Annotated in this window: 21 protein-coding genes and 2 pseudogenes; 13 read left to right on the forward strand and 10 right to left on the reverse strand. The window is 71.1% G+C overall.

Features of this window, described 5'->3' with window-relative positions:
• Positions 1-9: 9 nt before the first annotated feature.
• Entirely contained in the window at positions 10-768 is a 759-nt protein-coding gene (locus IM767_RS04205) for an MBL fold metallo-hydrolase (RefSeq protein WP_109211771.1), read from the reverse strand.
• 159 nt (positions 769-927) lie between these two features.
• Between IM767_RS04205 and IM767_RS04210 the strand changes: the two genes are divergently transcribed.
• On the forward strand, positions 928-1,272 hold the full coding sequence (locus IM767_RS04210) for a UBP-type zinc finger domain-containing protein (protein WP_109211770.1): 345 nt from the start codon (positions 928-930) through the stop codon (positions 1,270-1,272).
• A gap of 29 nt (positions 1,273-1,301) precedes the next feature.
• Entirely contained in the window at positions 1,302-2,939 is a 1,638-nt protein-coding gene (locus IM767_RS04215) for an FAD-dependent oxidoreductase (RefSeq protein ID WP_109211769.1), read from the forward strand.
• A gap of 7 nt (positions 2,940-2,946) precedes the next feature.
• Here the strand turns inward: IM767_RS04215 and IM767_RS04220 are convergent, their stop codons facing one another.
• Complete coding sequence (locus IM767_RS04220; RefSeq protein WP_194398799.1) at positions 2,947-4,029, reverse strand: DNA polymerase IV; 1,083 nt, start codon at positions 4,027-4,029, stop codon at positions 2,947-2,949.
• Positions 4,030-4,204: 175 nt separating this feature from the next.
• Between IM767_RS04220 and IM767_RS04225 the strand changes: the two genes are divergently transcribed.
• From IM767_RS04225 to IM767_RS04235, 3 genes are all read left to right on the forward strand, one after another.
• Positions 4,205-5,818 carry a hypothetical protein gene (locus IM767_RS04225; RefSeq protein ID WP_109211768.1) on the forward strand — a complete coding sequence of 538 codons (1,614 nt, stop codon included), beginning with the start codon at positions 4,205-4,207 and terminating at the stop codon, positions 5,816-5,818.
• Positions 5,819-5,828: 10 nt separating this feature from the next.
• Complete coding sequence (locus IM767_RS04230) at positions 5,829-7,121, forward strand: DUF11 domain-containing protein (RefSeq protein ID WP_109211767.1); 1,293 nt, start codon at positions 5,829-5,831, stop codon at positions 7,119-7,121.
• Between the two features lie 178 nt (positions 7,122-7,299).
• Entirely contained in the window at positions 7,300-7,638 is a 339-nt protein-coding gene (locus IM767_RS04235; protein ID WP_109211766.1) for a sugar ABC transporter ATPase, read from the forward strand.
• Between the two features lie 47 nt (positions 7,639-7,685).
• Here the strand turns inward: IM767_RS04235 and IM767_RS04240 are convergent, their stop codons facing one another.
• A complete protein-coding gene (locus IM767_RS04240; RefSeq protein WP_194398800.1) occupies positions 7,686-8,045 on the reverse strand; it encodes a hypothetical protein in 360 nt (119 codons plus the stop codon).
• Positions 8,046-8,047: 2 nt separating this feature from the next.
• On the opposite strand from IM767_RS04240, the gene IM767_RS04245 reads away from it, so the two are divergent.
• Both IM767_RS04245 and IM767_RS20555 read left to right on the forward strand, forming a co-directional pair.
• Positions 8,048-8,800: a DUF1684 domain-containing protein gene (locus IM767_RS04245; RefSeq protein ID WP_162564381.1), complete on the forward strand. Its 753-nt coding sequence runs from the start codon at positions 8,048-8,050 to the stop codon at positions 8,798-8,800.
• An 86-nt stretch (positions 8,801-8,886) separates the two neighbouring features.
• Entirely contained in the window at positions 8,887-10,005 is a 1,119-nt protein-coding gene (locus IM767_RS20555) for a potassium channel family protein (protein WP_198425643.1), read from the forward strand.
• 201 nt (positions 10,006-10,206) lie between these two features.
• Here IM767_RS20555 and IM767_RS04255 read toward each other — a convergent pair whose 3' ends face one another.
• A complete protein-coding gene (locus IM767_RS04255; protein WP_109211764.1) occupies positions 10,207-11,217 on the reverse strand; it encodes a LacI family DNA-binding transcriptional regulator in 1,011 nt (336 codons plus the stop codon).
• A 165-nt stretch (positions 11,218-11,382) separates the two neighbouring features.
• Here IM767_RS04255 and IM767_RS04260 point away from each other — a divergent pair, with 165 nt between their 5' ends.
• From IM767_RS04260 to rhaS, 4 genes and pseudogenes are all read left to right on the forward strand, one after another.
• Positions 11,383-12,924 carry a sugar ABC transporter ATP-binding protein gene (locus IM767_RS04260; protein WP_109211763.1) on the forward strand — a complete coding sequence of 514 codons (1,542 nt, stop codon included), beginning with the start codon at positions 11,383-11,385 and terminating at the stop codon, positions 12,922-12,924.
• A pseudogene (locus IM767_RS04265) lies at positions 12,921-13,984 on the forward strand (ABC transporter permease). The gene IM767_RS04260 and the pseudogene IM767_RS04265 overlap by 4 nt, the downstream one beginning before the upstream one ends.
• A pseudogene (locus tag IM767_RS04270) lies at positions 13,981-15,038 on the forward strand (ABC transporter permease). The pseudogenes IM767_RS04265 and IM767_RS04270 overlap by 4 nt, the downstream one beginning before the upstream one ends.
• A 61-nt stretch (positions 15,039-15,099) precedes the next feature.
• Entirely contained in the window at positions 15,100-16,146 is a 1,047-nt protein-coding gene (gene rhaS, locus IM767_RS04275) for a rhamnose ABC transporter substrate-binding protein (RefSeq protein WP_109211762.1), read from the forward strand.
• Between the two features lie 498 nt (positions 16,147-16,644).
• On the opposite strand, the gene IM767_RS04280 is transcribed toward rhaS, so the two are convergent.
• Entirely contained in the window at positions 16,645-17,892 is a 1,248-nt protein-coding gene (locus IM767_RS04280; RefSeq protein WP_109211761.1) for an MFS transporter, read from the reverse strand.
• Between the two features lie 227 nt (positions 17,893-18,119).
• The gene (locus IM767_RS20680; protein ID WP_109211810.1) at positions 18,120-19,109 is read right to left on the reverse strand and encodes an ArsR/SmtB family transcription factor; all 990 of its coding nucleotides are present in this window, start codon (positions 19,107-19,109) and stop codon (positions 18,120-18,122) included.
• Positions 19,110-19,181: 72 nt separating this feature from the next.
• On the opposite strand from IM767_RS20680, the gene IM767_RS04290 reads away from it, so the two are divergent.
• Both IM767_RS04290 and IM767_RS04295 read left to right on the forward strand, forming a co-directional pair.
• Positions 19,182-19,565 carry a cupin domain-containing protein gene (locus tag IM767_RS04290; RefSeq protein WP_109211760.1) on the forward strand — a complete coding sequence of 128 codons (384 nt, stop codon included), beginning with the start codon at positions 19,182-19,184 and terminating at the stop codon, positions 19,563-19,565.
• A gap of 12 nt (positions 19,566-19,577) precedes the next feature.
• Positions 19,578-19,868: a DUF4287 domain-containing protein gene (locus IM767_RS04295; protein WP_109211759.1), complete on the forward strand. Its 291-nt coding sequence runs from the start codon at positions 19,578-19,580 to the stop codon at positions 19,866-19,868.
• 1 nt (position 19,869) lies between these two features.
• Here the strand turns inward: IM767_RS04295 and IM767_RS04300 are convergent, their stop codons facing one another.
• The 4 genes from IM767_RS04300 to IM767_RS04315 form a co-directional block, all read right to left on the reverse strand.
• Positions 19,870-21,816, reverse strand: coding sequence for a glycoside hydrolase family 127 protein (locus IM767_RS04300; RefSeq protein WP_109211758.1), 1,947 nt, complete (start codon positions 21,814-21,816; stop codon positions 19,870-19,872).
• Entirely contained in the window at positions 21,813-22,703 is an 891-nt protein-coding gene (locus IM767_RS04305; protein ID WP_109211757.1) for a carbohydrate ABC transporter permease, read from the reverse strand. Before IM767_RS04305 ends, IM767_RS04300 begins: the two co-directional genes overlap by 4 nt.
• 12 nt (positions 22,704-22,715) lie before the next feature.
• Positions 22,716-23,648 carry a carbohydrate ABC transporter permease gene (locus IM767_RS04310; RefSeq protein WP_109211756.1) on the reverse strand — a complete coding sequence of 311 codons (933 nt, stop codon included), beginning with the start codon at positions 23,646-23,648 and terminating at the stop codon, positions 22,716-22,718.
• Between the two features lie 63 nt (positions 23,649-23,711).
• A complete protein-coding gene (locus IM767_RS04315) occupies positions 23,712-25,013 on the reverse strand; it encodes an ABC transporter substrate-binding protein (RefSeq protein ID WP_109211755.1) in 1,302 nt (433 codons plus the stop codon).
• Positions 25,014-25,035 lie beyond the last annotated feature (22 nt).

Below are 25,035 nucleotides of genomic sequence, written 5' to 3' on the forward strand. Positions count from 1 at the left end.
CCGTCGGCTTTACGAGGCGTCCGCGACCAGGCGGCGGAGGTGCTCGTACTCCTCGTGCATCCCGGGGTTCGCCAGGCGTGGGTCACTCGGCGTCGTGCCCGCCATGACCTCGGCGAGGTAGCGACGATCAGCCTCCAGCCGGGCGATCGCGCCGGCGCCCGGCGTCCCGTGGCCGGGGATCACGACCTCGGCCCGTGCGGCGTACGGCTCGAGCACCTCGAGGGCCGCGAGGTACGCGGGCAGGTCGTCGGGGTCGAAGGGGAGCGGCAGCTCGAGGTCGCTGAGCATGTCGCCGGCGATCAGCACGCGCTCCGCAGGCAGCCACACCGCGGTGTGACCCGGCGCGTGGCCGTCGTGGACGATCAGCTCGGGTGCGAAGCCCGGCGGAACCGATGCGCGCGGGATCGCGGCATCCGTCGCCTGGACACGCCCCATGAGATCGGCCAGGTCTGCGGGGAAGCCGTCGCCGAGGCTCGCGAGAAGGACCGCGCGCTCGTCGCGGGCGACCGCCGCGGTCGCGGCGGAGGCCCAGCGTGGCGCGGCGCCGAACCGCGGGTGCCACAGCAGGTGATCGTGGTGGGCGTGCGTGGCGAAGCCTCCGACCACGCGGAGGCCGCGTCCCTCCAGCTCGTCGGCGAGCGTGTCGAGCTCGTCCGGCAGCCACGCCGGGTCGATCAGCAGTGCCTCGCCGTTCCGGCAGAGCACCGTCGACGTCGTCGACATCACCCGGCTCGTCGCGACGAGCACGCCCTCGGCCACCTCGATCATTGCGCGCCACTCTAGCCGCCGGCCCGCTCCTGGCCCCGCCCGCTCCGGGCCCACCGCCCGCTCCGGCCCCCCGCCCGCTCCGGAAGCACGGCGGCCCCGCTCCGCCGCCGGGGCGTTAGCATCGCTCCGACGGAGAACGTGCGACGAGAGGCAGGCGGGATGAGCCTGGACGAGATCGACCCCACCGTGCCGCCCTCGGGCGAGGGCTGCGCCGACTGCGACGACGTCGGCGGGTGGTGGGTGCACCTGCGGCGCTGCGCAGTCTGCGGCCAGGTGCGGTGCTGCGACACCTCGCCGGCGCAGCATGCGACGGCCCACTTCCGCTCGAGCGGGCATCGGTACGTGCGCAGCTTCGAGCCGGGTGAGGACTGGTTCTGGGACTACGTCGCCGAGGACTACGTCGACGGGCCGCTGCTGGCTCCGCCCGAGTCGCGTCCTGACACGCAGCCGGTGCCGGGGCCGGCGGGCCGCGTGCCGGCCGACTGGCGCGCGCTGATCCACTGAGGTCCGATGAGCGATCGCGAGGTCATCCGATGAAAGAGCACGAGATCGAGCGGATGATGAAGCCGCCCCTCACCGACGCCCAGTGGGACCGCCTGCTCGCCTTCGGGGAGGCGCACGACGTCGCAGCGGGCGAGTACCTCTTCCAGGCCGGCGACCTCGACTACGACCTGATCCTGGTCGACAGCGGCGAGGTCGAACTCGTCCGCGTCGCCTTCGGCTGGGTCGGCGAGACCCCGATCGGCCGGATGGGTCCGCGCAGCTTCGTCGGCGAGCTGGGGCTGCTCAACGGGCAGGGGGCGTTCCTGTCGGCCCGCGCCTCGCGCGCGGGACGCATGCTGCGCGTGAGCCGAGCGCGCCTCCGGCTGCTCATGGCCGAGGACGACGAGCTGTGCGACATCGTGCTGCACGCGCTGTGGGCGCGCCGCGAGATCCTCCGGCGCGGGCCGGCGGCGCTGACCCTCAAGCTCGTCGGACCCCGGTCGTCGCGCGACTTCCTGGCACTTCGGCGCTTCGCCGAGCGGCTCGACCTGGTCCACACCGCGATCGAGCTCGCTCCCGGCGATCTCGGCGCGCTCGGCGAGCACGGCATCACCCTCGACGACCTTCCCGTGGCCTTCATCCAGGGCGAGCCGATGCGCCGGGCCACGCCGGGCCTCGTCGCCGAGCGCCTGGGCCTCAGCTACCAGGCCACGGCCGACGAGGTGGTCGACCTCGTGGTCGTCGGAGGCGGACCCGCGGGTCTTGCGGCGGCGATCTACGGCGCGTCCGAGGGTCTCAGTACGGTGCTGCTGGATGCCGTCGCCCCGGGCGGGCAGGCCGCGGCGACGTCGCGCATCGAGAACTTCCTCGGCTTCCCCTTCGGCGTGAGCGGCGGCGACCTCATCGGGCAGGCGTCCCTGCAGGCGCTGAAGTTCGGCGTCCGCGTCTATGCGCCCTGCGAGGCCGTCGACCTGCGCCCGGCGGGCGATCACATCGACATCGCCCTCACCGACGGGCGCCTGATCCGCACGCGGACCGTCATCGTCACCTCGGGTGCCGCGTACCGCACGCTCGACCTGGACCGCTGGGGTGAGTTCGAGGGCGCGGGCATCTACTACGCCGCGACCCCGCTCGAGCTCCGCCAGGTGCTCGAGTCCCCGGTCGTCGTCGTGGGCGGTGCGAACTCCGCCGGCCAGGCGTCGCTGTACCTCGCCGCGAACGGCTGCCCCGTGCACCTGGTCGTCCGCGGCACCGACCTCGGCAGCCGGATGTCGTCGTACCTCGTCGATCGCCTCCTCGAAGATCCGCGCATCACGGTGCACACCGGGTCGCGCGTCGTCGGGCTCAGCGGTTCCTCCGCCCTCGAGGGCGTCAGCATCGACTCCGTCGGGCAGGTGTCCGCCCGCGGACTCTTCTGCTTCATCGGAGCCGAGCCCGCGACGTCGTGGCTCGCGGAGCTCGACCGCGACGCCGACGGGTTCCTGCGCACCGGCACCGACGTGTCGGTGCAGTCGCTGGAGCGCTGGCAGGGCCTCGGTCGCGAGCCACTGCCGTTCGAGACATCGGTGCCGCGCATCTTCGCCGCCGGCGACGTGCGCCGCGGGTCGATGAAGCGCGTCGCCGCCGCGGTGGGGGAGGGCTCGAGCGCCGTGGCGTCGGTCCACCGCGCGCTCGCCGACCTGCGCTGAGCCGCCGTCACCACCCGCTGCGGGTGGGAGTGTGCCCCTCGCGGGCGTCGTCGGGCATGGCCATCTCGGCCCGGACGCCGAGGAGGCGCAAGGGGCGGCCGGGCTCGATCTTGGCGACGAGCTCGAGGGCGCGCTCGATGATGACGGCCCGGTCGGATGTCGACGGGATCTTCTTGGTGAACGTCTTCGTGAGGAAGGGTGCGTAGCGCACCTTGAGGCCGAGCCCGACGACGGGGCGGTCGTCGGCGGCGACCTCGTCGAGCACCTGGTCGAGGAGGCGGCGGGCGGCGTCCTCGATCTCGGCCGGATCGACGATGTTCGTCTGGAACGTCGTCTCCTTGCTGTGCCCGCGCGCCACCCACGGGGTGTCGTCGACGACGTTCGCCCCGTCGCCGCGGCCGAGCTGCCGGTACCAGAGGCCCATCTTCGGCCCGAACTCCGCCGTCAGCGCGTCGGCGTCGGCGATCGCCAGCTGGGCCACGGTGTCGACACCCAGCAGCGCGAGGCGCTTGGAGATCTTCGAGCCGACGCCCCACAGCGCGATGGTGGGCTTGTCGCCCATGACCTCGAGCCAGTTCTCGGCCGTCAGCTCGAAGGTGCCGCGCGGCTTGCCGAAGTCGGTCGCGTTCTTGGCGCGTACGAGGGTGTCGCCGATCCCGATGCTGCAGTGCAGGCCGGTCCGCTCGAGCACGGCCGCCTGTGTGCGGCGCGCGTACGCCTCGGGGTCGTCCGTCGTGACGCCGACGAACGCCTCATCCCACCCGAGCACCTGCACCACGGCGCCCGGCTGGGCGCGCAGGGTCGCCATGACCTCCTCGGATGCCGCGAGGTAGAGCGGTGCGTCGACAGGCAGGAGGACGGCATCCGGGATCTTCCTCGCGGCGATGCGCAGCGGCATGCCCGAGCCGACGCCGTACTCGCGCGCCTCGTACGAGGCGGTGGACACGACCGCTCGTTCGGTGGGATCGCCCCGGCCTCCGACGATCACGGGCTTGCCGGCCAGCTCGGGGTTGCGCAGGATCTCGACGGCCGCGATGAACTGGTCGAGGTCGACGTGCAGCACCCACCTGCGGGTGCCGGCGCCGCTCATCCGCGGAACCCTCGCGTCTCGCGCATGAGACGAGCGTAGGCCGGGCGTCGGACGTGCGCGCGCCCCACTCCGCGGCGACCGGTTCCCGCTCGGTCGAGGCCCGACGTGTATCACGGCGTGACGCGAGCCCCTCTTCGGACGAGCACCGTCATGTCGACGAGCAGAGGAGCCTTCGATGGAACCCACACCAGCGCGGCCGAGGGGCCGCCGTCGTCAGAGCCGGATCGCGATCGCGGCCGTCGCCCTCCTCGCGGGATCGACTTTCGCCGTCCTCATACCCTCCGCCGCGAGCGGCGAGACCCTGACGAACGTGCGCGTCGTGATCGAGCGCGTCGAAGAGCGCGGCTGTACCGACACGTTCGACGGCTCCGACTTCTACTCGCGCGTCACGATCGACGGCAACGACACGAACTTCGGCGAGATCGAGGACGAGGACGAGATCTCGCCCAACTGGATCGCCGAGCACGTGGTCGACGCCGACGTGACGACATCCGTGCCCGTCGTCGTCAAGATCTCGGACTCCGACGGCTTCCTGAACTTCGACGACGACATCTGCGACCTCACCGCCGGTCCGGGCGACGACCTCCACCTGACCGTGGATCTCACGCTCGGCGGCTGCACCGTGACCGGCGACGTGAGCGGCCAGTGCGACTCGCAGCTGACGACCACCGGCGGCGGCGACGAGAGCGTGTTCGTGCGCTTCCGCGTCGAGGCCGACGTCGACGCCCCGCCTCAGACGGCGTCCGACGCGCTGGTCCGGTGCACGCACTCGCCGCTGTGGCCGCAGCCCGGCGACACGGTGACCATCACGGCCGAAGCGCTGGACCCCGCGCTCAACGTCGGCGACACGATCCAGGACACGTCCACGGGATCGGGCCCGCCGCTGGTCAACCGCACCGTCCTGGTGGACCAGCTCGAGATCTGGGTGAACGACAAGGCCGGACCAGACCAGGTCGCGACCACGGCATCCACCACCACCTTCACGGTGCCCAATGTCAACGCGGGTGACCTCGTCTATTCGTGCAAGGTCGCGACCAACGGCGAAGAGAGCTTCACCGGCTGGCGACGCACGCGGGTCGGCCCGCCCGAGCAGGGGTCCGCGGTGCCGGTGCTCCTCACCGGTGGGCGCGCGAACCGCGTGGACGTGGTGCTGATCGCCGACGGCGACGACTTCACCGGCGCGGCTGACACGGCCTTCCAGACCGCCGTGGCGAGCACGATCCAGGGCGCGCACTTCGGGGAGGGCTTCTTCCTCGCACGGCAGCAGGGCTTCAACTTCTGGCTGGCCACCGGCACGGGCGACTCCGAGGTCGCCGCCCCGACGCCATCCGACCCCAATGCGACGAAGTGCCAGCCGCAGGGGCCGGCGAACTGGGCGACCGACTACTCGTGGGCCGACACCGGTGCCGTGCTGCATGCCAACACGTTCCGCGACTGCGCCTCGAACGGCATGTTCACCAGCGAGCCGACCTCGCTCGGGACGGTGCTGCACGAGACGGGCCACTCGCCGTTCGGACTGCCCGACGAGTACTGCTGCGACGGCGGCTACTGGGAGAACACGCCCAACCCGACGATGTTCGACACGCAGGCCGAGTGCGAGGCCGATGCGCCGAACCTCGGACGCACCGCGGCCGACTGCCGCTCGATCGCCGAGACCGACGGGCCGACGTGGTGGGTCTCCGAACCCGATCCCGACGACCTCATGAACAGCGACAGACGACCACCCAGAGCCGGCGACATCCGGCGGATGGACTGGTTCCTGACCGAATGCCTCGACGGAAACTGCTGAGGAGACGACGATGAACACCACAACGAAGCGCCGCACCGTGCTGGTCGTGAGCGCTGTGGCCGCAGCGACGGCTCTGACACTGACCGCCGGCGCCATGACCGGGTACGCCGATCCGTTCAGCGACACCGATCCGGTCGCGGCCCCCATCCCCGAGTACGACTACGACGACACGGCGCGCTCGTTCGTCGTCGAGGCCGAGTTCGGCGCCACGACGGCGACGCCCACGGCGGTGGTCGTGGGGATGCAGCGGGCACGCACACACATCGGCGACCCGGCGCTGCTCGAGCTGCGTCTCGAGGGCAACGCGGGCGACCTGGTCGACAGCATCAACGCGTGGGACCCGCGCTGGGTCTTCGAGGAGACCGAGACCGGGGGAGAGCGTCGCGTGATCCGTCCCGGGCCCGGGATCCTGACGGTGCCGTTCGACGCGGATGCCGAGACCATGGTGGTCAACGACCTGCGGGCCGGCACGACGCTGGCCGAGATCGACCTCGCGCCCGCCGTGCGCCAATACTGCCTGGAGCACCCCGAGGACGCCCAGTGCGTCGAAGCGGACCTGGCGGTCACGGCGATCGCCGCGGATGGCGTCGGGTTCAGCGTCGTCGGCGCGACCACGACCTTCGAGGTCGCGACCGAGGTCGAGAACCTCGGCCCCGACGGGCCCGTCGACGCGGTCGTCGAAGAGACGGTCACTGCGGGCCCGGGCGTCATCGTCGCCCCGGCCTCGGCGTCGTGGGATGCCGACGCGCTCGCCGTGGGGGCGCCTCGCGAGCACACCGGCTCGTACGACATCACGTGCGCGGAGCCCGGTGTGCACACCGTCACGATCGCCGCCGCGGTGGCGCCGGTGCTCGCCAAGGTCGCCGATCCTGATCCCGCGAACGATCAGGCCTCGACCGACTTCTCGATCGACTGCGCCGTGCCGGTGAAGCTCGACATCAAGCCGGGGTCCGTGCGCAACCCGGTGAACGTGAAGGAGGCGAGCATCCCGATGGCGGTGCTGACCACCACCGCCGGCGAGTTCGGGCTGCCGCTCGCCTTCGATGCCACCGCGATCGACGCCGACAGCGTCCGCATCGGCGACCGCGATCCGCTCATGACGTCGGCCGACGGCGTGCCTGAGCGGCACGGCAAGGTGCATCTCGAAGACGTGACGACGGCCGACGGTGATCGTGACGCGATGCTCCACGCCGCGGGCCGCGACATCCCGGTGCGCAAGACCACCACCGAGCTGTGCGTGCGCGGCACGACCGAGGACGGGCTGAGCTTCTTCGGCTGCGACGCCGTCGACGTCGTGCCCTGACCCCGGTCAGATGAGAGGGACGGATGCCGCGGGCCGCGGCATCCGTCCCTCTTCTGCTCGCAGGCCCCAACCGAAGCCGCGCCCCCCGACCTACCTGTCCTCTTCAGGGGGCGTCAAGCCCCGTGCGACCCGGGCGGGGCGTCCGTAGCGTGGGTGTTCCAGGGAGAGAGGAAGAACGATGTCGGACAACCTGCCTGATGACATCCCCCGCGCCCCGGACGGCCAGCCGGGCGTCCAGCCGATCCGCGACGAGGACACCTCTATCGAACCCGATCCCACGCGGGATCCGGCCCAGGTCGAGTGGGACCAGACGACGGCGGCCGACGCCGGCGTCTTCGAGGAGGACTCGGCGACCGCCACCGGCGACGACCCGGCGCATCTTCCCGCCGACGACGAGGAGGTGCCGCGGGCCGACCAGCCGCCCGCCGCCCTCCAGCCCGAGACCCAGGATCTCGACCCCACGATCGCCGAGCTCGGCGACGAGGGACAGGGCGACCTGGCCCCCGAGGACTACTGAACCGACTGTGACGGGGGACGGATGCCGCGGCATCCGTCCCCCGTCCGTCATGCGTAGCCGAACAGCGGCGGGAAGACGACCACCACGATCGCCGCCCACGCGAGGTAGACCGGGAGGAAGCCGGTCTGCCACCGCTCGAGGCGCTCGAACGTCGTGCGGGCGCGCACGAAGCGCAGCTGCAGCCAGCCCGCGCCGACGAGGTTCGCCAGAAGGATGACGTTGAGGCCCAGCGACGCCAGCTTGTTGGGGCTCGCGCCCCACTCGGTGATGCCCCGATCATCGCGATGGCAAGGTGCCAGCGTGACGCCGGATGACGCCCGGTGACGCCGGCCGTCGCCGGTGGGAATGCGCTCGCTCGCGGCGTGTTGGGATGGAGGGACGACACCGCGCCCCACGCCGAAGGACACGAATGACCCTCCCCGCAAGCACCCCCGACACCGTCACCGACGAGCGCTGGAGCGCCGTGGCGTCCGAGCACGGCATCGCCGCGCTGCGGCACACGCACTGGCTCGACGGCGAGCCGCGGTCGTACGAGGGCGCGCCCGGCGTCTGGCGCGCGGTGGACGGCCGGGTCGTCGGTGCGGGACTCCGTGCGGACGCGCCGGACGCCCCGGCGGACGACGTGGTGCTGGCGCCCGGCGAGCACCTGGACGTGGGTCGCCTCCGCCTCAAGGCGATCAGCCGCGAGGGTGCACCGGCCCTTCGCGTCTTCGACCCCGAGACTCCCGGACGCACGCGGCTGCGCGGCATCCTGTCGTTCCCCTTCGACGAGGCGTGGGCGGTGCCGGGCGTGTTCCGCCCCGCGGCGGCGGGCGAGATCACCGTCATCCGCAGCGTCGACGGCTACGAGCGCGAAGAGCCCGCGGTGGGCACAGTCGTGCTCGAGGTCGCCGGGGCTCCCGTCGAGCTCACGGTCACGGGCGACCCTGCCGAGGAGCTGAGCGCGGTCATCGCCGACGCCACCAGCAACGTCGACGCCTATCGCTTCCGGTTCCTCGAGATCCAGGCGCCGGCGGCCGACGGCTCCGTGACGGTCGACTTCAACCAGGCTTATCTGCCGCCGTGCGCCTTCAGCGACCACTACGTGTGCCCGCTGCCGCCGGCGAACAACCGCCTCTCGGTGCGCATCGAGGCGGGGGAGCGCGCCACCGCGCTGGACTGAGAGTCGTTCTCGCACCGCGCGGCGCGGGCGAGGACAATGGGGCTGGCCGGAGCGGGTCCGGCTGCAGCCCGATCCGAGGAGCCGACATGGCCCGATCACTCTCCGAGATCCGCGAGCGCTCGCGCGCCCGCGCACAGGCGCGCGCCGCCGCGCGCGCCGAGCTGAAGAACACCGCGTACGAGATCTTCATCGGCGCGCTCTCGATCCTGTCGATCGTCAACCTCGTGCTGGTGTACGCGATGGCGGGCGATTCGGCGCTCGAGCTCGTGCTCTCGGTGATGAACGCGCTGTTCAGCGCGATCTTCCTCGGCGACTTCATCTACCGCATCGCGACCGCGCCGTCGGCCGGCCGCTACTTCTTCCGCGGCTTCGGGTGGGCGGATCTCCTCGCGAGCCTGCCGTTCCCGCAGTTCAAGATCCTGCGCCTGTTCCGCCTGCTGCGGGTGTTCCGGCTGCTGCGCGAGCTCGGCCCGCGCACCGTCTGGACGACGCTCGTCAAGGACCGCGCCAACAGCGCCCTGATGACCCTGCTGCTGATGGGCGTCCTCGTGCTGCAGTTCGGCAGCATCTCGATCCTCGCGGTCGAGGAGAACGCCGAGGGCGCCAACATCACCTCGGCCTCCGACGCGCTGTGGTACACGCTCGTCACCATCTCGACGGTGGGCTATGGCGACCAGTTTCCGGTGACCAACGCCGGCCGCCTCATCGGCACGATGATCATCGTCGTGGGCGTCGGCATCTTCGGCACGTTCACGGGCTATCTCGCCAACCTGTTCCTCGGTCCTCGCAAGGCTGCGCAAGAGCTTGAGGAGACGGAGACGGATGCCGCGCCCCCGGCGCCGACCGAGGGTGCCGAGGTCATGGCAGGGGAGCCGGCAGCGGAGCCGAGCCCGACAGCTGCGTCGTCCGCCGCCGCGGAATCCCAGCCGCCCTTGGCCGTGCACGCCGCGAAGGGGGTCGCTGCCGGCGCGGTCGCGGGTGCCGTCGCGGCGGGCGTGGCGGCAGGCTCGTCGGGGGCGGGGCCGCGCAGTGCGCCCGGCGCCCCCGTGTTCGCCGAGGATGCCGCCGCGTCAGGCGCCCGCAGGCCTCCGGGTGCCGCGGGGGAGGCCGACGCGGCGACCGCCGAGCGGCTCCACGCCCTGCTCGCCCAGCAGGAGGAGACGCTCGCCGAGATCCGCCGACTGCTCGCCGGCACCCCGTCCTAGAGCAGCGCCAGGGTTCCGCCCGGTCGCCGTTTGCGGTGCCGTGCCGGTAGGCGGGTCCGGTCATCGGCCCACCGTCTCGGGTGCCGAAAACCTGGTCCATCACCTCGACGCGCCGATGACGGATGCCGCGACCCGGCGCGTCGCGCGACCGGCCAGGTTTTCGGGCATCGCGCCCGCGGGTCTGGGGGCGCGGCCGCGCCGTCAGCGGGGACGCGTCGAGGCCCGCACGACGAGCTCGGGCGGGAACACCGTCTGCCGCGCGATGCTGTCGGGGTCGGCGGCCTCTTCCAGCACGATCCGCAGCGCCGTGCGCCCGATCATGCGACTGGGCTGGCGGATCGATGACAGCGGCACCGCCGCGGCGGCGGCGAACGAGATGTCGTCGAACCCGATGATCGCGATGTCGTCGGGCACCAGCATCCGTCCATCCACCACCAGGGACTGCAGCAGCCCGAGGGCCAGCAGGTCGTTGGCCGCGAACAGGGCGTCCGGCCACTCGCGGCGCGGGCGCGCGATGATCCGGGTCCCCGCAGCGACGCCCTCTTCGACGGTCATCGCCGCCGTCGCGACCACCTCGAGGTCGACGTGGTCGCCCGCGTTCTCGGCCGCGACGCGTGCCCCGGCGAGCCGGTCGTTCACCTGGCGGATGTCGAAGGGCCCGCCCACGAACGCGATGCGGCGCCGCCCGCCTTCGATGAGGTGTTCCATGGCGAGCCGTCCGCCGGCCACGCTGTCGACCGAGACGGACGAGAATCGGCCGTCGCCGCTGAAGCGGTCGACGAGCACCGCGGCGATGCCCCGTGCGCGCAGCCGCTGCAGCCGCGAGGTGACGTCGCCGTACGGGGCGATGAGGAGGCCGCGCACCTGCTGCTCTTCGAAGAGATCGAGGTAGAGGCGCTCTCGGCGATGGTCCTCGTCGGTGTTGCCGTACAGGATCGCGATGCCGTGACGGGTGGCCTCGTCCTCCGCGCCGCGGACGACGTCGTTGTAGAAGGGATTCTGCCCGTCGAGGACGACGAACCCCACCGTGGTGCTGACGCCGGCGCGGAGTTTGCGCGCCGCGTCGTTGCGGACGTAGCCGAGCTCTTCGATCGCGCGCATGACGCGGTCGGCCGACTCTGTCGACACCTCGCCCGGGCGGTTGAGGACGTTGGAGACCGTGCCGACCGAGACTCCCGCGCGCTGCGCGACATCGCGGATGCTCACTGGCACGTCATCGTCTCCACTTCGTCGTCGGATCCTGAGTCCGGTCACGATCGGGTCGACGTCGCCGAGCGACTTGACCGGGATCGGACTGAACTTTAGAGTAGCCTGAACTTCACCTGAATCGATTCAGGAAGCTTCAGATTCTTTGATTCCCTCGACGAGGAGGATGCCGTGGCAGCCGATGTCGCACCCGCCGCGCCAGCCGCACCCGACCCGACGCCCGCGCTCCAGCTGCGCCGCGTGGTCAAGTCCTTCGGACCGGTCGTCGCCCTGCGCTCGGGCAGCCTCACCCTCGAGCGCGGATCAATCCACGCGCTGATCGGTGAGAACGGCGCCGGCAAGTCCACACTCGTCAAGATCGTCGCGGGTCTGTACCGCCGCGACGCCGGCGAGTTCCTGCTCGACGGGGAATCGGTCGACTTCACGAGCACGGCGCAGTCGAAGGCCGCCGGCATCGCCGTCATCTACCAGGAGCCGACGCTCTTCCCCGACCTCTCGGTGACCGAGAACATCTTCATGGGCCGCCAGCCCACCGGCCGGCTCGGGCGGATCGACCGCAAGGCGATGCGCGCCGAGGCGATGGAGATCTTCCAGCGGCTGGGCGTCGCTCTCGACCCCGATCGCGTGACCGAGGGCCTGTCGATCGCGGATCAGCAGATCATCGAGATCGCCAAGGCCATCTCGCTCGATGCGCGCGTGCTCATCATGGACGAGCCGACCGCCGCGCTGTCGGGCGTCGAGGTCGAGCGGCTCTTCGCCGTCGCGCGGAGCCTGCGTGACGAGGGACGCGCGCTGCTGTTCATCTCGCACCGCTTCGACGAGGTGTTCGCGCTGTGCGACACCGTCACCGTCATGCGCGACGGCTCGTACATCGAGACCACGCCGATCGATGAGACCTCGGTCGACGAGCTGGTGCGACTGATGGTCGGACGCGACGTGACCGAGCTGTTCCCGAAGCTCCCGTCCGAGGTCGGCGACGTCGCGCTGAAGGTCGAGGGCCTCACCCGCAGGGGCGTGTTCCGCGACATCACCTTCTCGCTGCGTGCGGGTGAGATCGTCGGGCTGGCGGGGCTCGTCGGCGCCGGCCGGAGCGAGGTCGCACGCGCCGTCTTCGGCGTCGACCCCTACGAGTCCGGTCGGGTCACCCTGCTCGGCTCGCCGCTGCCGGGCGGCAACCCGCGCCTGGCGACCACACGGGGCATCGCGCTCGTCCCCGAGGACCGCCGCAAGCAGGGCCTCGTCCTCGACGACGGCGTCTCGCGCAACATCACCCTCGCCATCCGCACCAAGCTCGCCAAGTGGGGCCTCGTGTGGTCCGGGCTCGAGAACGAGGCCGCGCAGGTGTGGGCGAGCCGGCTCGAGGTGAAGACCGCGGCGCTCGACGCCGAGGCCGGCACGCTGTCGGGCGGCAACCAGCAGAAGGTCGTGCTGGGCAAGTGGCTCGCCACCGAGCCGAAGGTGCTCATCGTCGACGAGCCCACGCGCGGCATCGACGTCGGCACGAAGGCCGAGGTGCACCGGCTGCTCTCGCAGCTCGCCCAGCAGGGGATGGCGATCCTCATGATCTCGTCGGAGCTTCCGGAGGTGCTCGGCATGGCCGATCGTGTGCTGGTGATGCGCGAAGGCCGCATCACCGGAGAGTTCGCACGCGAGGACGCCACACCCGAGACCGTCATGCACGCTGCCACGGCCGACGCGGAGGTCACCCGATGAGCACCACCACCGCTCCCGTCCAGCCGCCGGTCCGGCCCGGCTCCAGTGCGGCGTCGCGGCTCGTGCGCCACCTCGCCACCGCCCGCGAGACCGGCATCCTGGGGGCGCTGCTGCTGGTGATCGTCGCCGCCACCGTCGCGAACCCGAACTTCCTGTTCTCCTCCGACGGGTTCCGCGACCTGCTGCTGACGCCGTCGCTGCTGCTGCTGGTCGCGGTCGGCCAAGCCGTCGTCATCATCACGCGCAACGTCGACCTCTCGGTCGGCTCGATCGTCGGCCTCACCGCCTACCTCACCGGCCGCCTCTTCATCGATGTGCCGGGCATCCCGATCATCGGCGTCTTCTTCGCCGGGGTGCTGCTGGGCGGACTGCTCGGCGCGATCAACGGCGCGCTCGTCGCGTTCGCCCGCGTGCCGCCCTCGTCATCACGCTCGGCACGATGTACATCTACCGCGGCATCAACGTCGCGTGGACGGGCAGCGATCGGATCAACGCCTCCGACCTGCCGCGCGACTTCCGCGGCCTTGGAACGGACCAGCTGATCGGCATCCCGATCCTCACGATCATCGCCGTCGTCGTCCTCGTCCTCGCCGCCTGGTATCTGCGCAACATGCGCGGCGGCCGCGAGTTCTACGCGATCGGCTCCGACCCCGCGGCCGCCCACCTGTACGGACTCAAGGTCAACCGCCGCATCATCACGGCGTTCGTGGTGTCGGGCGCGCTGTCGGGCCTGGCCGGCGTGCTCTACGCGGCGCGCTACGGCACGGTCAGCTCGGCGGCCGGGTTCGGCTGGGAGCTGCAGGCGATCGGCGCCGCGGTGATCGGCGGCGTCGCCATCTCGGGCGGCGTCGGCACGGTCTGGGGCGCCGCGATCGGGGCATTCCTGCTGCTGACGATCAACCGCGCGCTGCCGATCCTCGGCATCGACGACTTCTGGCAGCGGGCCGTCGTCGGCGCCCTCATCCTCGGCGCCATCGTGCTCGACCGCGTGCTCGCCGCCCGTCAGCACCGACGACTCATCGCACAGAGATTCAGCGACCAAGGGGAGGAGGCGCGATGACCGCCGTGACGGATGCCGCGACCACGCGCGTCTACAAGGCCCACGCCCGCCCTGCCTGGCGCCGCGCGCTGCTGACGCGCGAGGCCGCGATCATCGGGATCCTGATCCTCGTGGTCGTCGTCGCCCTGGCGACGGTGGAGAACTTCGACAGCCCGCTGACGGTCACCTACCTGCTGCGCGAGATCGCGCCGATCCTGCTGATCGCCCTGCCGATGACCCTCATCATCATCACCGAGGAGATCGACCTCTCGGTGGCGAGCATCGTGGGGCTGTCGAGCGTGATGACCGGCATCCTGACCCAGGCCGGCCTTCCGTCCCGCTCGCCGCCCTCGCCGCCATCATCGTGGGAACCCTGGCCGGCGTCTTCAACGGCTTCCTCATCACGGTGGTGGGGCTGCCCTCGCTCGCGGTGACCATCGGCACGCTCGCGCTCTTCCGCGGCATCGCGGTGGGGCTCCTGGGCACGACGGCGATCACGGAGTTCCCCGAAGAGTGGACCGATCTCGCCAAGGCGAACATCCCGGGCACCCCGATCCCCGTCGTCATGATCCCGTTCGTCGTGCTGGCGGTCATCTTCGCCGTGGTGCTGCACTTCACGCCCTTCGGCCGCTCGCTGTACGCCATCGGCCTCAACAAGGAGGCGGCGGCGTTCTCGGGCATCGACGTGGGGCGCACGAAGTTCCTGCTGTTCGTGCTGTCGGGCGCGGTGTCGGGCTTCGCCGGCGTGTACTTCACGCTGCTCTACTCAAACGCCCGCGGCGACAACGCGATGGGCATGGAGCTGCAGGTGATCGCCGCGGTGCTGCTCGGCGGCGTGTCGATCTTCGGCGGCCGCGGCGCCCTGCACGGCGTGATCGCCGGCGTCCTGCTGATCGGCGTGCTCGGGTCGGCCCTGCGGCTCGCCGGCGTGACGAGCGACGTCATCAACATCATCACGGGAGTGCTGCTCATCCTCTCCGTGGTGTCTTCCAGCCTCCTCGCCTGGCTGCAGCGTCGACGCGCCGCGGCCATCGGGAAGAGAAAAGGGCGGGGCGAGGCGCAGGGCGTCTCGTAGCCGCATCCATCCACTACCCGCAGCACTGCACCAGCACCTGCAACCAAGAAGGGAAACAACGATGTTCGGACTTCAGCGCAAGGGCCGGATGGCCCTCGCCGCGGTCGCGCTCACGGTGGGCGTCACGCTCGTCGCGACCGGCTGTGCGGGAGGCAACGGTGGCGACGGCGGCGACGGGGGAGACGGCGGCGACGCCGAGCTCTCGATCACGATGCTGCCCAAGAACCTCGGCAACCCGTACTTCGACACCTCGACGTCGGGCGCCCAGGAGGCAGCGGACGAGTTCGGCGGCTCGCTCGAGGAGGTCGGCCCCACCGAGGCGAGCCCGACCTCGCAGGTCAGCTACATCCAGACGGCCGCACAGCAGGGCGTCGGTGCGCTCGTGGTCTCGGCCAACGACCCCGAGGCGATCTGCGACGCGCTCGACGAGGCGAGCTCGGCTGGTGTGAAGATCGTGACGTTCGACTCCGACACCAACCCCGACTGCCGCGACCTGTTCATCAACCAGGCCACCGCCGAGGGCATCGCCAAGGTGCAGGTCGACCTCATCGCCGAGCAGATCGGCGACGCCGGTCAGATCGCGATCCTGTCGGCCTCGGCCAACGCGACCAACCAGAACGCGTGGATCGAGACGATGAAGGAGCTGCTGGCCGCAGACCACCCCGACATCGAGCTCGTCGAGGTCGTCTACGGCGACGACGACGACCAGACGTCGTTCGACAAGACCGCAGCGCTGCTGCAGACGTACCCCGAGCTCAAGGGCATCATCTCGCCGACCACGGTCGGCATCGCTGCCGCGGCGCGCTACCTGTCGACCTCGGAGTACAAGGGCAAGGTCGCGCTGACCGGACTCGGCACCCCCAACCAGATGCGCGAGTACGTCGAGGACGGCACCGTCACCGCCTTCGCGCTGTGGAACCCCGCCGACCTCGGCTACCTCGCCGCCTTCGCCGCGCAGGCGCTCATCACCGGTGAGATCACCGGCGAGGAAGGCGACTCGTTCGAGGCCGGCAAGCTCGGCGACTACGAGGTCGGACCCGACGGCGTCGTGCTGCTCGGCGACCCGTTCGTCTTCGACGCGGAGAACATCGGCGACTTCGACTTCTGAGTCCTGTCGCCCAGAACGCCCGGTCCGCTCGCGCGGGCCGGGCGTTCGTCGTTTGCGCGCGGTGCCCGGTGTGCGGTGGTCCCGCGCACCCACGGTGGTGGTCCCGAGAACCCGCGGTGGTGGTCCGAAAACCTGGGTTGGTGTTCCCGACCGCCTCAAGTGGTGGTCCGAATACCTGGTCGATCACCTCGACACGCCGATGACGGATGCCGCGACCCGGCGTGTCGCGCGACCGGCCAGGTTTTCGGGCTGAGGCCGGCCGCGGTGGCAGCGGCTTCCGGGCGAGCGGGCGGGGTGGTCCGAAACTTGGGGTGGTGTTCCCGACCACCCCAAGCGGTGGTCCGAAAACTTGGGGTGGTGTTCCCGACCGCCTCAAGCGGTGGTTCGAAAACCTGGTCGGTCACCTCGACACGCCGATGACGGATGCCGCGACCCGGCGTGTCGCGCGACCGGCCAGGTTTTCGGGCTTGTGAAGCGCGGGGTCAGCGGCAACCGGGGTCAGCCGCGGGAGGAGACCGCGTTCCAGACGCCGGCGCCCAGCACCACCGTCGCCGCGAGGAGCGGGGCGACCAGTGCCGCGCCGGCTCCGGCGGTGTCGGCCACGAGGCCGGTGAGGGCGGATGCCGCAGACTGGCCGACGACCACGGCGGAGCCGAGCATCGTCATCACGGTGGCGGAGCGGCCGCGTGGGCTGAAGGCGGCGGCCAGGCTGTACTGCGTGACCAGCGTCGGCCCGATGCCCACTCCGATGACGAGCAGGCAGACGGCCATCGCGCCCACGGTGGTCACGAACGGCAGCGCGACGGCGCCGGCGGCGAGCACGGCGGCGAAGGTGAGCCAGCGCGCGCGGAGCGTGAAGCGTGCGGGGAAGAGCGCGACGCCGAGCGCGAGCGCCGCCGACCCGATGCCCATCGCGCCGTAGACGAGGCCCGCCTGCTCGGGTACGCCCCGCTCGGCCATGAAGGCCGTGAGAGACGTCAGCATCGCGCCGAAGAACAGCCCCATGCCGAGTGCACCGGCCACCGGCGCCAGCACGCGCGCGCGGACGAGCTCGCGGGCAGGCGCCTGCTCGGGGCGCGCCTCGCGGCCGAGCGCGGTCGCCGTGCGGGCCGTCGGGTGCAGCGCGAACGCGCTCACGAAGACGAGGCCCAGCACCGCGGCGCCGATCACCGGCGCCGCCGGGTTCAGGGTCGTCGCAAGGAGCCCCACGATCACCGGCCCGAAGACGAACACGATCTCGTCCGCGGCCGACTCGTAGGCCATCGCCCCGTTCACGACTGGGGTCCGGCGCTCGGCAGGATACGAGCGCCCGATGATGCCGACCAGGCGACTGCGTGAGAGCGGGGCCACCTGCGGCATGGACGCGCCGATGAGGAACGCGGCGCCCAGGAGTGCGGCATCCGGAACCGGCGCGAACGCGAGCCATGCCATCACAGCCAGCAGCGCGCTGTTCGCCACTCCCGCGACCAGCAGCACGCGCCGCTGCCCGAAGCGGTCGGCGGCGGCGCCCAGGAGCGGGCCGACGAGTGCGGTGCCGAGGCCCGTCATGGCGCTGGTCGCGCCGCTGAGCGCGAGGGATCCGCGGGCTGAGACGACGAGGGTCAGGATGCCGACCACCATCATGGCGAAGGGCAGGCGCGCGATCAGCGCGACGGGGAAGTAGGTGAGGCCCGCCTCGCGGATGAGGCTCGGACGCCGGGTCGTCGGGCGCGCAGCGGTGTCGGAATCGACGAGTGTCGTGTGCATCTTTCTCCAGGCCGTGTCCGCCGAGGGTCGGCGGCAAGTGGTGCCGCCTTGTCCTCAGCCGAAGCCGCAGACAGGTAGATGCACATCGAAATGGGCGGCGACCAGTCTATCCGAGCCCACCTGTGCGGCTCCTGGCCGGGGCGTCCGGAGTCTCCGGTCCGGGGCGCGCCGCAGGCGCCCAGAACGCACGGCACCCGCCCCGAACGCACGGCACGTGCGGCGCGCGCTCAGAGCACGGCGCCGACCATCGCCTCGCCGAGCGGCGTGCGCCGATGGAGCACGCGGGCACCCTGACGGGTGCTGGTCAGCAGGCCGGCGTCGGCCAGCACGGTGAGGTGGTGCGACGCCGTCGAGACGGCGATGCCGGTGTCGCCGGCGACCTGCGACGTGGTCCGCGGTTCGTGCGCATCGAGCAGGATGCGGGCGCGCGCGGGTCCCAGCAGGGCGCCGAGCGCGGCGCTGACGTCGGCGGGGTCCCGCGCCCAGGTCGCGGTCACACCCTGTGCGGGATAGAACAGCGTGGGCTGCGCCGGGGGCTCGGTCAGCACGAAGCATCCGGTGGCGCCCATCACGGACGGCACCAGCACCAGACCGCTGCCGCGGCAGTCGACGACCTCGCTCCAGATGCGCATCGTGACGCGCACCGCGCCGTCGGACCACTGCACGCGATCGTGCAGCGTCTGGATCATCGCTCCGATGCCGCTCTCGGCGATGCGGCGCGAGCGCACCGCGATGTCGGCGCGCAGCAAGCGCTCGAGTTGCGTCCAGACCGGCGCCACTCCCGTCTGCCACACGGAGAGCCAGGCGTCGGCGATCATGGCGCGCGCCCGGTCGGGGTGATCGAGCATGCGCTGCACCGCCTCATGGCGCGCGCCCTCGGTGCGCACCAGCACCTTGGTCATGTCGACCTCGAAGCGGGCGTCGTCGATGTCGCGCAGCCGTTCGGCCTCCGCCTCGGGAGTGAGCTCCCAGGTCGGGGTCGTGGTGAGGAAGTCCGGGAAGTAGCCGTCCTCGCGTATCAGCAGGGCGAGCACCTCGAAGTCGTCGCGGGGGATCGCGCCGCGCGTGGCGCGCATCCATCCCCATTGCAGCGGGTACTCGTCGGGCAGCAGCAGAGCGCGCACCGCGTGGCACAGCTCGTGGCCGGGCGAGATGCCGAAGCGGATCGCCGTGAGGTCGTCGGGCGCGAGCTGGAAGTCGACGAACTTTCGATCCACATCGAAAGGATAGGGGCCCGGCACCGGCACCGCGAGGCTGGTGGCACCAGGAACCCACGGACGGAGCATCCCATGAGCACCTTCACCCCGGCCATCGTCCCCGCCGCCGACCTCGTCGTCGGCACCGGGCGCCTCCGCCGATTCATCGGCGCCGAGCACGGCGCCGCCGTGTCGTACTTCTTCGTCGACAACGAGCCCGGCCAGGGCCCCGACATCCACCGCCACCCCTACCCTGAGACATGGGTGCTGCTCGAGGGCGAGGCCCGCATCACGATCGACGGCGAGGTGCTGCACGCTCGCGCGGGAGACACCGCGACGGCCCCCACCGGCGCGTGGCACGGTTTCAAGAACTGCGGCACCGGCCGGCTCCGCGTGCTGTGCATCCACGCGTCCGATCGGATCATCCAGGAGTGGCAGGACGCTCCCGGAGTGCTCGACATCCCTGCTGACCACTGAGAAGGAGAGAACATGTCGTTCCAGGCATACCTCGACAACATCGAGGACAAGACTGGCCTCACACCCCGGCAGTTCATCGAGAAGGCGAACGAGAAGGGCTTCGGCGAGGGCACCAAGGCGACGCCGATCGTGGAGTGGCTCGCCGCTGACTACGGACTCGGCCGCGGCCACGCGATGGCCCTCGTGCACGTCATCACGAAGGGTCCGCAGATCAGCGACAAGCACGTCGGCACCGACACCACCCACTCCGACCCGTCGAACACGCTGTGGCTCGACGGCAAGGCGACGAACCCGAATCACTGAGTCAGGGCGAGGCGGGGATCCAGACGCGCATGGTCGAGGGTCCCCGCTCGGCCCACTCGTGATAGGGCACCAGCGGGACGTCGACGGATGCCGCCTCCTGAGCCTGCCCGCCGGCATCGGCGTATGGCCACGCGGCGTCGCTCCGGCCGTGAGGGACGACCGCGATCCAGATGCGTCCGTCGCGCTCGACCGGGGTCGCGCCCGGTGCGAGTGCGACATCTGCCACGTCGTCGACACCGGCCGGACCGAGGTCCGCCGACTCGAGCGCGAACACCTCGGGCCCGCGCTCGATCGCCAGACATCCGCGCACCGCGTCGATCCGCTCGTCCGGGGCGGTCAGCCGCGGCGCCATCGGCAGTTCGAGCTCCACGACGTCTCCGGCGCGGAAGGCCCGCCGGACCTCCGCCGCACCGGGCTTCGCCTCTCGCTCCTCGGCCGGCCCGTCGACCGGCGTGACGCGCAGGCGCGTGCCTTCGGCCCACGAGGGCACCCGCAGCGCGAGCGTCCAGGGGGCGCCGGTCGCGGCATCCGCTCGTGAGATCACCCGGATGCGACCGGAGGCCGGGTAGTCGGTCTCGACGTCGAAGGCGATCGCGCGTCCATCGTCGAGCGTCGTGCGCACCGCGGCGGGCGCGTACTGATGCAGCTGCACGCCCTCGTCGTCGGCGGTGGCGAGATAGGCGTCGAGGCTCGCGAGCGTGCGGGCGACGTTGGGCGGACAGCACGACACCTCGAACCACGGCGCCCGCAGCGACGACGATGCCCGCGGCGACGTCGCGTCGGGGTCGGCCGGCACGCCGGGCACGCGCTGGTGCAGCGTGTTGGCGTAGAAGAACGAGCGGCCGTCGGGTGCGGGCGAGGTGGCGACGACGTTGTACAGCGTGCGCTCGATGAGGTCGGCGTGGCGCGGGTCGCCGCCCGTGAGCAGCAGCCGCCAAGCGAACATGATCGAGCCGACGCCCGCGCACGTCTCGGAGTACGCGCGGTCGGCGGGCAGCTCCCAGTCCTCGCCGAACGCCTCGTCCTGGTGGTGCGATCCCTGGCCGCCGGTGACGTAGGTGCGCCGGGCGACAGTGCGTTCCCACTGACGCCGCAGGGCGTCGAGCAGCCCGGTGTCGCCGGTGTCGACCGCGACGTCGGTCGCGCCGGCCGACAGATAGTTCGCGCGCACGGCATGGCCGCGCAGCACCTCGGCGTCGCGGACGGGGACGTCGTCCTGGAAGTACTTGCGGCCCCACTCGATGTCGCGCAGCGTGCCGCGGCCGTGCCGCTCGATGAAGAGGCGCGCCTGCTCGAGGTAGCGGTGCTCACCGGTCACGCGCGCGAGCTCGGCGAGTCCCACCTCGACCTCGGCGTGTCCGCAGATGCCGTCCCGGCCGTCGGCGCCGAACTCGCGGCACACCAGGTCGGCGGCGCGCCGCGCGATCTCGAGCAGGCCGTCGTCGGCGCCGGGCCGGGTCCGCGACCTGGCCACCGCGGCCTGGAACAGGTGCCCCAGGCAGTACAGCTCGTGCCCCCACTCGAGGTCGGACCACCGTGCGCCTTGGCCGGGGCGGCCGAACATCGTGTTCAGGTAGCCGTCCGGCTCCTGCGCCGCGGCCACCCTGGCGACCACCGCGCGGAACCGCTCCTCGAGCGCCGGGTCGTCGTTGCGGCCGATCTCCCAGGCGAGCGCCTCGAGGTACTTGTAGACCTCCGAGTCCGAGAACTCGCGGCCGCGCCGGCCCTCGGGCAGGGTTCCCGCGACGGCGAGGTCGAAGTTCGGCAGCCAGCCCTCGGACTCGAGCCGCGAGCCGATGTGGACGAGGGTGCCCGCGGCGTTGACCGCCTGGCGGTCGCCCCAGAATCCGCCGGTGATCCGGACCTCGCTCTGCCCGAGCGGGCGCAGGCGGCTCCGCGGCGGCACGACGGGCGCCTGGGGTGCGGCGATGGTGGTCTGCATGGTCATCCCTTGAACGCTCCTGACATGAATCCGCGGACGTAGTGGCGCTGCAGCACCAGGAAGAGCACGATGCACGGCAGCGCGAGCACGACGACGCCCGCCTCGGTGGCGCCATAGTCGATGACGCCCTGCACCTGCACGCGGAGGTTCGAGACGGCCAGGGGCAGCGTCATCCGGTTCGTGTCGGTGATGAGGATGAGGGGCGCCATGAAGTCGTTCCAGGCGGCGAGGAAGGCGAACATGCCCACGGTGATGAGGCCGGGCTTGACCGCCGGCAGCAGCACGCGGCGGAGTGCGCCGAACGTGCTGGCGCCGTCGACCATGGCCGCCTCGTCGAGCTCGCGCGGGACGGATTCGAATGAGATCCGCATCATGAACATCGAGAACGGCAGCTGGAACATCGTGAGCACGATGGCGACGCCGACGAGCGAGTTGCTCAGTCCCACCGCGTTGAGGATCACGTAGAGCGGGATGAGGAGCGTCGTGTAGGGCACCATCAGGATCGCGAGCACGGTGAGGAAGAGCAGGTTCTTGCCCGGGAACGAGAACCGGGCGAACGCGTATCCGCCGAGCGTCGAGACCAAGAGCGTCAGCAGGACCGTCAGCAGCGCCACGAAGGTCGAGTTTCCGAGGTACACCCAGATGCCTGCCTGGTAGTTCGCGAGGGCGGCGTAGTTGCCGAAGCCCCAGCCCTCGGGCTGGCTGGTGCCGGCGCGGGGGGCGACCGACGAGACGGCGGTCCAGATGAGCGGATAGAGGAACATGATCGCGAGCGCGGTCGTCAGCACGGCGTAGGGGATGCCGAACACGATGCGGGTCGCCGGCGAGCGGCGGCGCCGCGACGGCTTGACCGTGATGAGCGTGGTCGCCGAGGGGAGGGTCTGGACGGACATTCCGGGGCTTCCTCAGTCCTCGTCGGTGCGGCGGAACGCGCGCAGCTGGGCGATGTTGATCAGGATCAGGGCGCCGAGCACGATCACCGACAGGGCGGCGGCGATGCCGAGGTTGTTCTGGCCCTGGAAGGCGACGTTGTAGATCAGCTGCACGATCGTCATGGTGCTGTTGTCGGGTCCGCCCTTGGTCAGGATGTAGAACTGCTCGAACGCGAGCAGCGACCCTGTCACGCACAGCACGATCGTGAGTGCGAAAGTCGGGCGCAGCAGGGGCAGCGTGATGGTGCGGAAGGTCTGCCACGTCGAGGCGCCGTCGATGCGCGCCGCCTCGTACACGTCGTCGGGGATCGCCTGCAGGCCCACCAGCATCAGGAGCATGTAGAAGCCCGCGTAGCGCCAGACGATGAGGAACACCGTCGACCACAGCGCTCCCTCGGGCGTGCCGAGGAACGTGAAGCCCCACGACTGCATCAGGTCGGCGAACGGTCCGGCGTAGGGGGAGTAGAGCACGTAGAAGAGGAGGGATGCCGAGGCCAGGCCCAGTGCGCTCGGCACGAGGAACGATGTGCGCAGGATCGACTTCCACCGCGTGGACTCCTGCACGAGGAGGGCGAGTCCGAGGCCCAGTCCGATGAGCAGGATCGTCGTGATGACGGTGTACTTCAGCGTGAACCAGGTCGCGTCCCAGAACAGGCGGTGCTGGACGGCGTCGACGTAGTTGTCGGGGAGGTTCCAGCCCTGGTTGCCCGACAGCAGCGGCCAGTCCGAGGCCGACATCTGCAGCACGAGCGCGAGGGGCACGAGGAAGACGAACACCACGAAGAGCGCGGTGGGCGACGCGTACAGCCAGCCGCGCAGAGCCTCGCGGCGGGCGCGTGACGTGCGCTGCCGCCGCGGCGGTGCGTTCGGGGGACTGGTCGTCGGACTCAGGGTCTGTGCGGACATCGCGTTCGTTCTCCGGGGTCTTTCGGGGGGCGGCGGCCCGGTCGCCCGGGCCGCCGCCGTGGCTCACTGCGAGAGGATCTCGGTGATGCCCTCGTTGTCGGCGTCGACCGTGTCGGTGCCCTCCAGCACGGCGTTTCGCACGAGCGTCAGCCAGGGGCTGCCGGGGGCGTTGAAGGCCTGCTGGAAGTTGAGCGCCACCGGGGTGTCGCCCTGCGACGCCACCTCGTTGATGGTGACCAGGCGCGGGTCTTCGGCCGCGTACTCGTTGTCGGCGAAGTCGGCGCGCGAGACGACGTCGTTGTTCTTCGCGAGGACCTCGACCTGTGCCTCCTCCGACATCAGCCACGTGAGGAAGTTCCACGCCTGCGCGGCCTTCTCGGAGTCCTTCGAGATGCCGATGCCGTCGCCGCCGACGAACGTGGAGGCGCCGCCGTCGACACCCGGGATGCCGGCGACGCCCGCGTCGAACGGCGTCGACGACAGCAGCGTCGCGGGGTAGAACATCAGCCCGACGTTGCCCTCGGTGAATCCGGCGGTCCACGTCGGGCCGGCCTCGTCCTGCGAGCTCGGCAGCACGGCGCCCGACTCCCAGAGGTCGCGCCACGTGCCGTAGATCTCTTTGGCGGCGTCGTTCGCGAGCAGGGACTCGCGGCCGTCGTCGCCCAGCACCTCTTCACCCGATGCCCAGATGCTGGGGAACCACGTGAAGACGAGGCATCCGCCGCAGTTCAGACCCGTCGCGGTGCCGTAGACGCCGTCCTTGCCCAGCGCCTGGATCTTCTTGGCGGCATCGGCGTACTCTGCCATGTTCGCCGGAGCCTTCTCGGGGTCGAGGCCGGCCTCTTCGAACAGCGCCTTGTTCCAGAACAGCATCGACAGGTCGAGCACGAAGGGCAGCACGTGCTCGTTGCCGTCGGCGTCGGTGCCGGCCGACAAATGGCCCTTGTTGATCTCGTCCTTGTAGTCGAGTCCGTCGATCTGCGCGGTGAGGTCCTGGAAGAGACCCTGCTCGACCCAGTTCGGCACGTAGACGATGTCGGCGGCGAAGAGGTCGGGCAGTCCGCCGGAGCCCGCCGCGGCGCCGACCTTGGCGACGTAGTCGTCGTTGGGCACGACGGTGAGCTCGACCTGGTTCTCGTGCGTCTCGTTGTACGCGTCGACCAGCAGGTTGGCCTGCTTCTCGAGGGGCGCACGCGTCCAGAGCGTCAGCGTCGTGCCGTCGTCGGTGCCCTCGGTCGGGATGTCCTCCGGGGCGGTGCTCGCGCCGCCGCCGCCGGCGCAGCCGGCGAGGCCCACGAGGGCGCCCGAGAGGAGCAATGCGGTCGCGGCGCGCCAGCCTGCGGCGCGACGTCGGGTGGGTGTCATCACAGTCTCCTTGGCTCATCGT

This window comes from Microbacterium ureisolvens (assembly GCF_015278315.1).
In the GTDB taxonomy this organism is placed as follows: domain Bacteria; phylum Actinomycetota; class Actinomycetes; order Actinomycetales; family Microbacteriaceae; genus Microbacterium; species Microbacterium ureisolvens.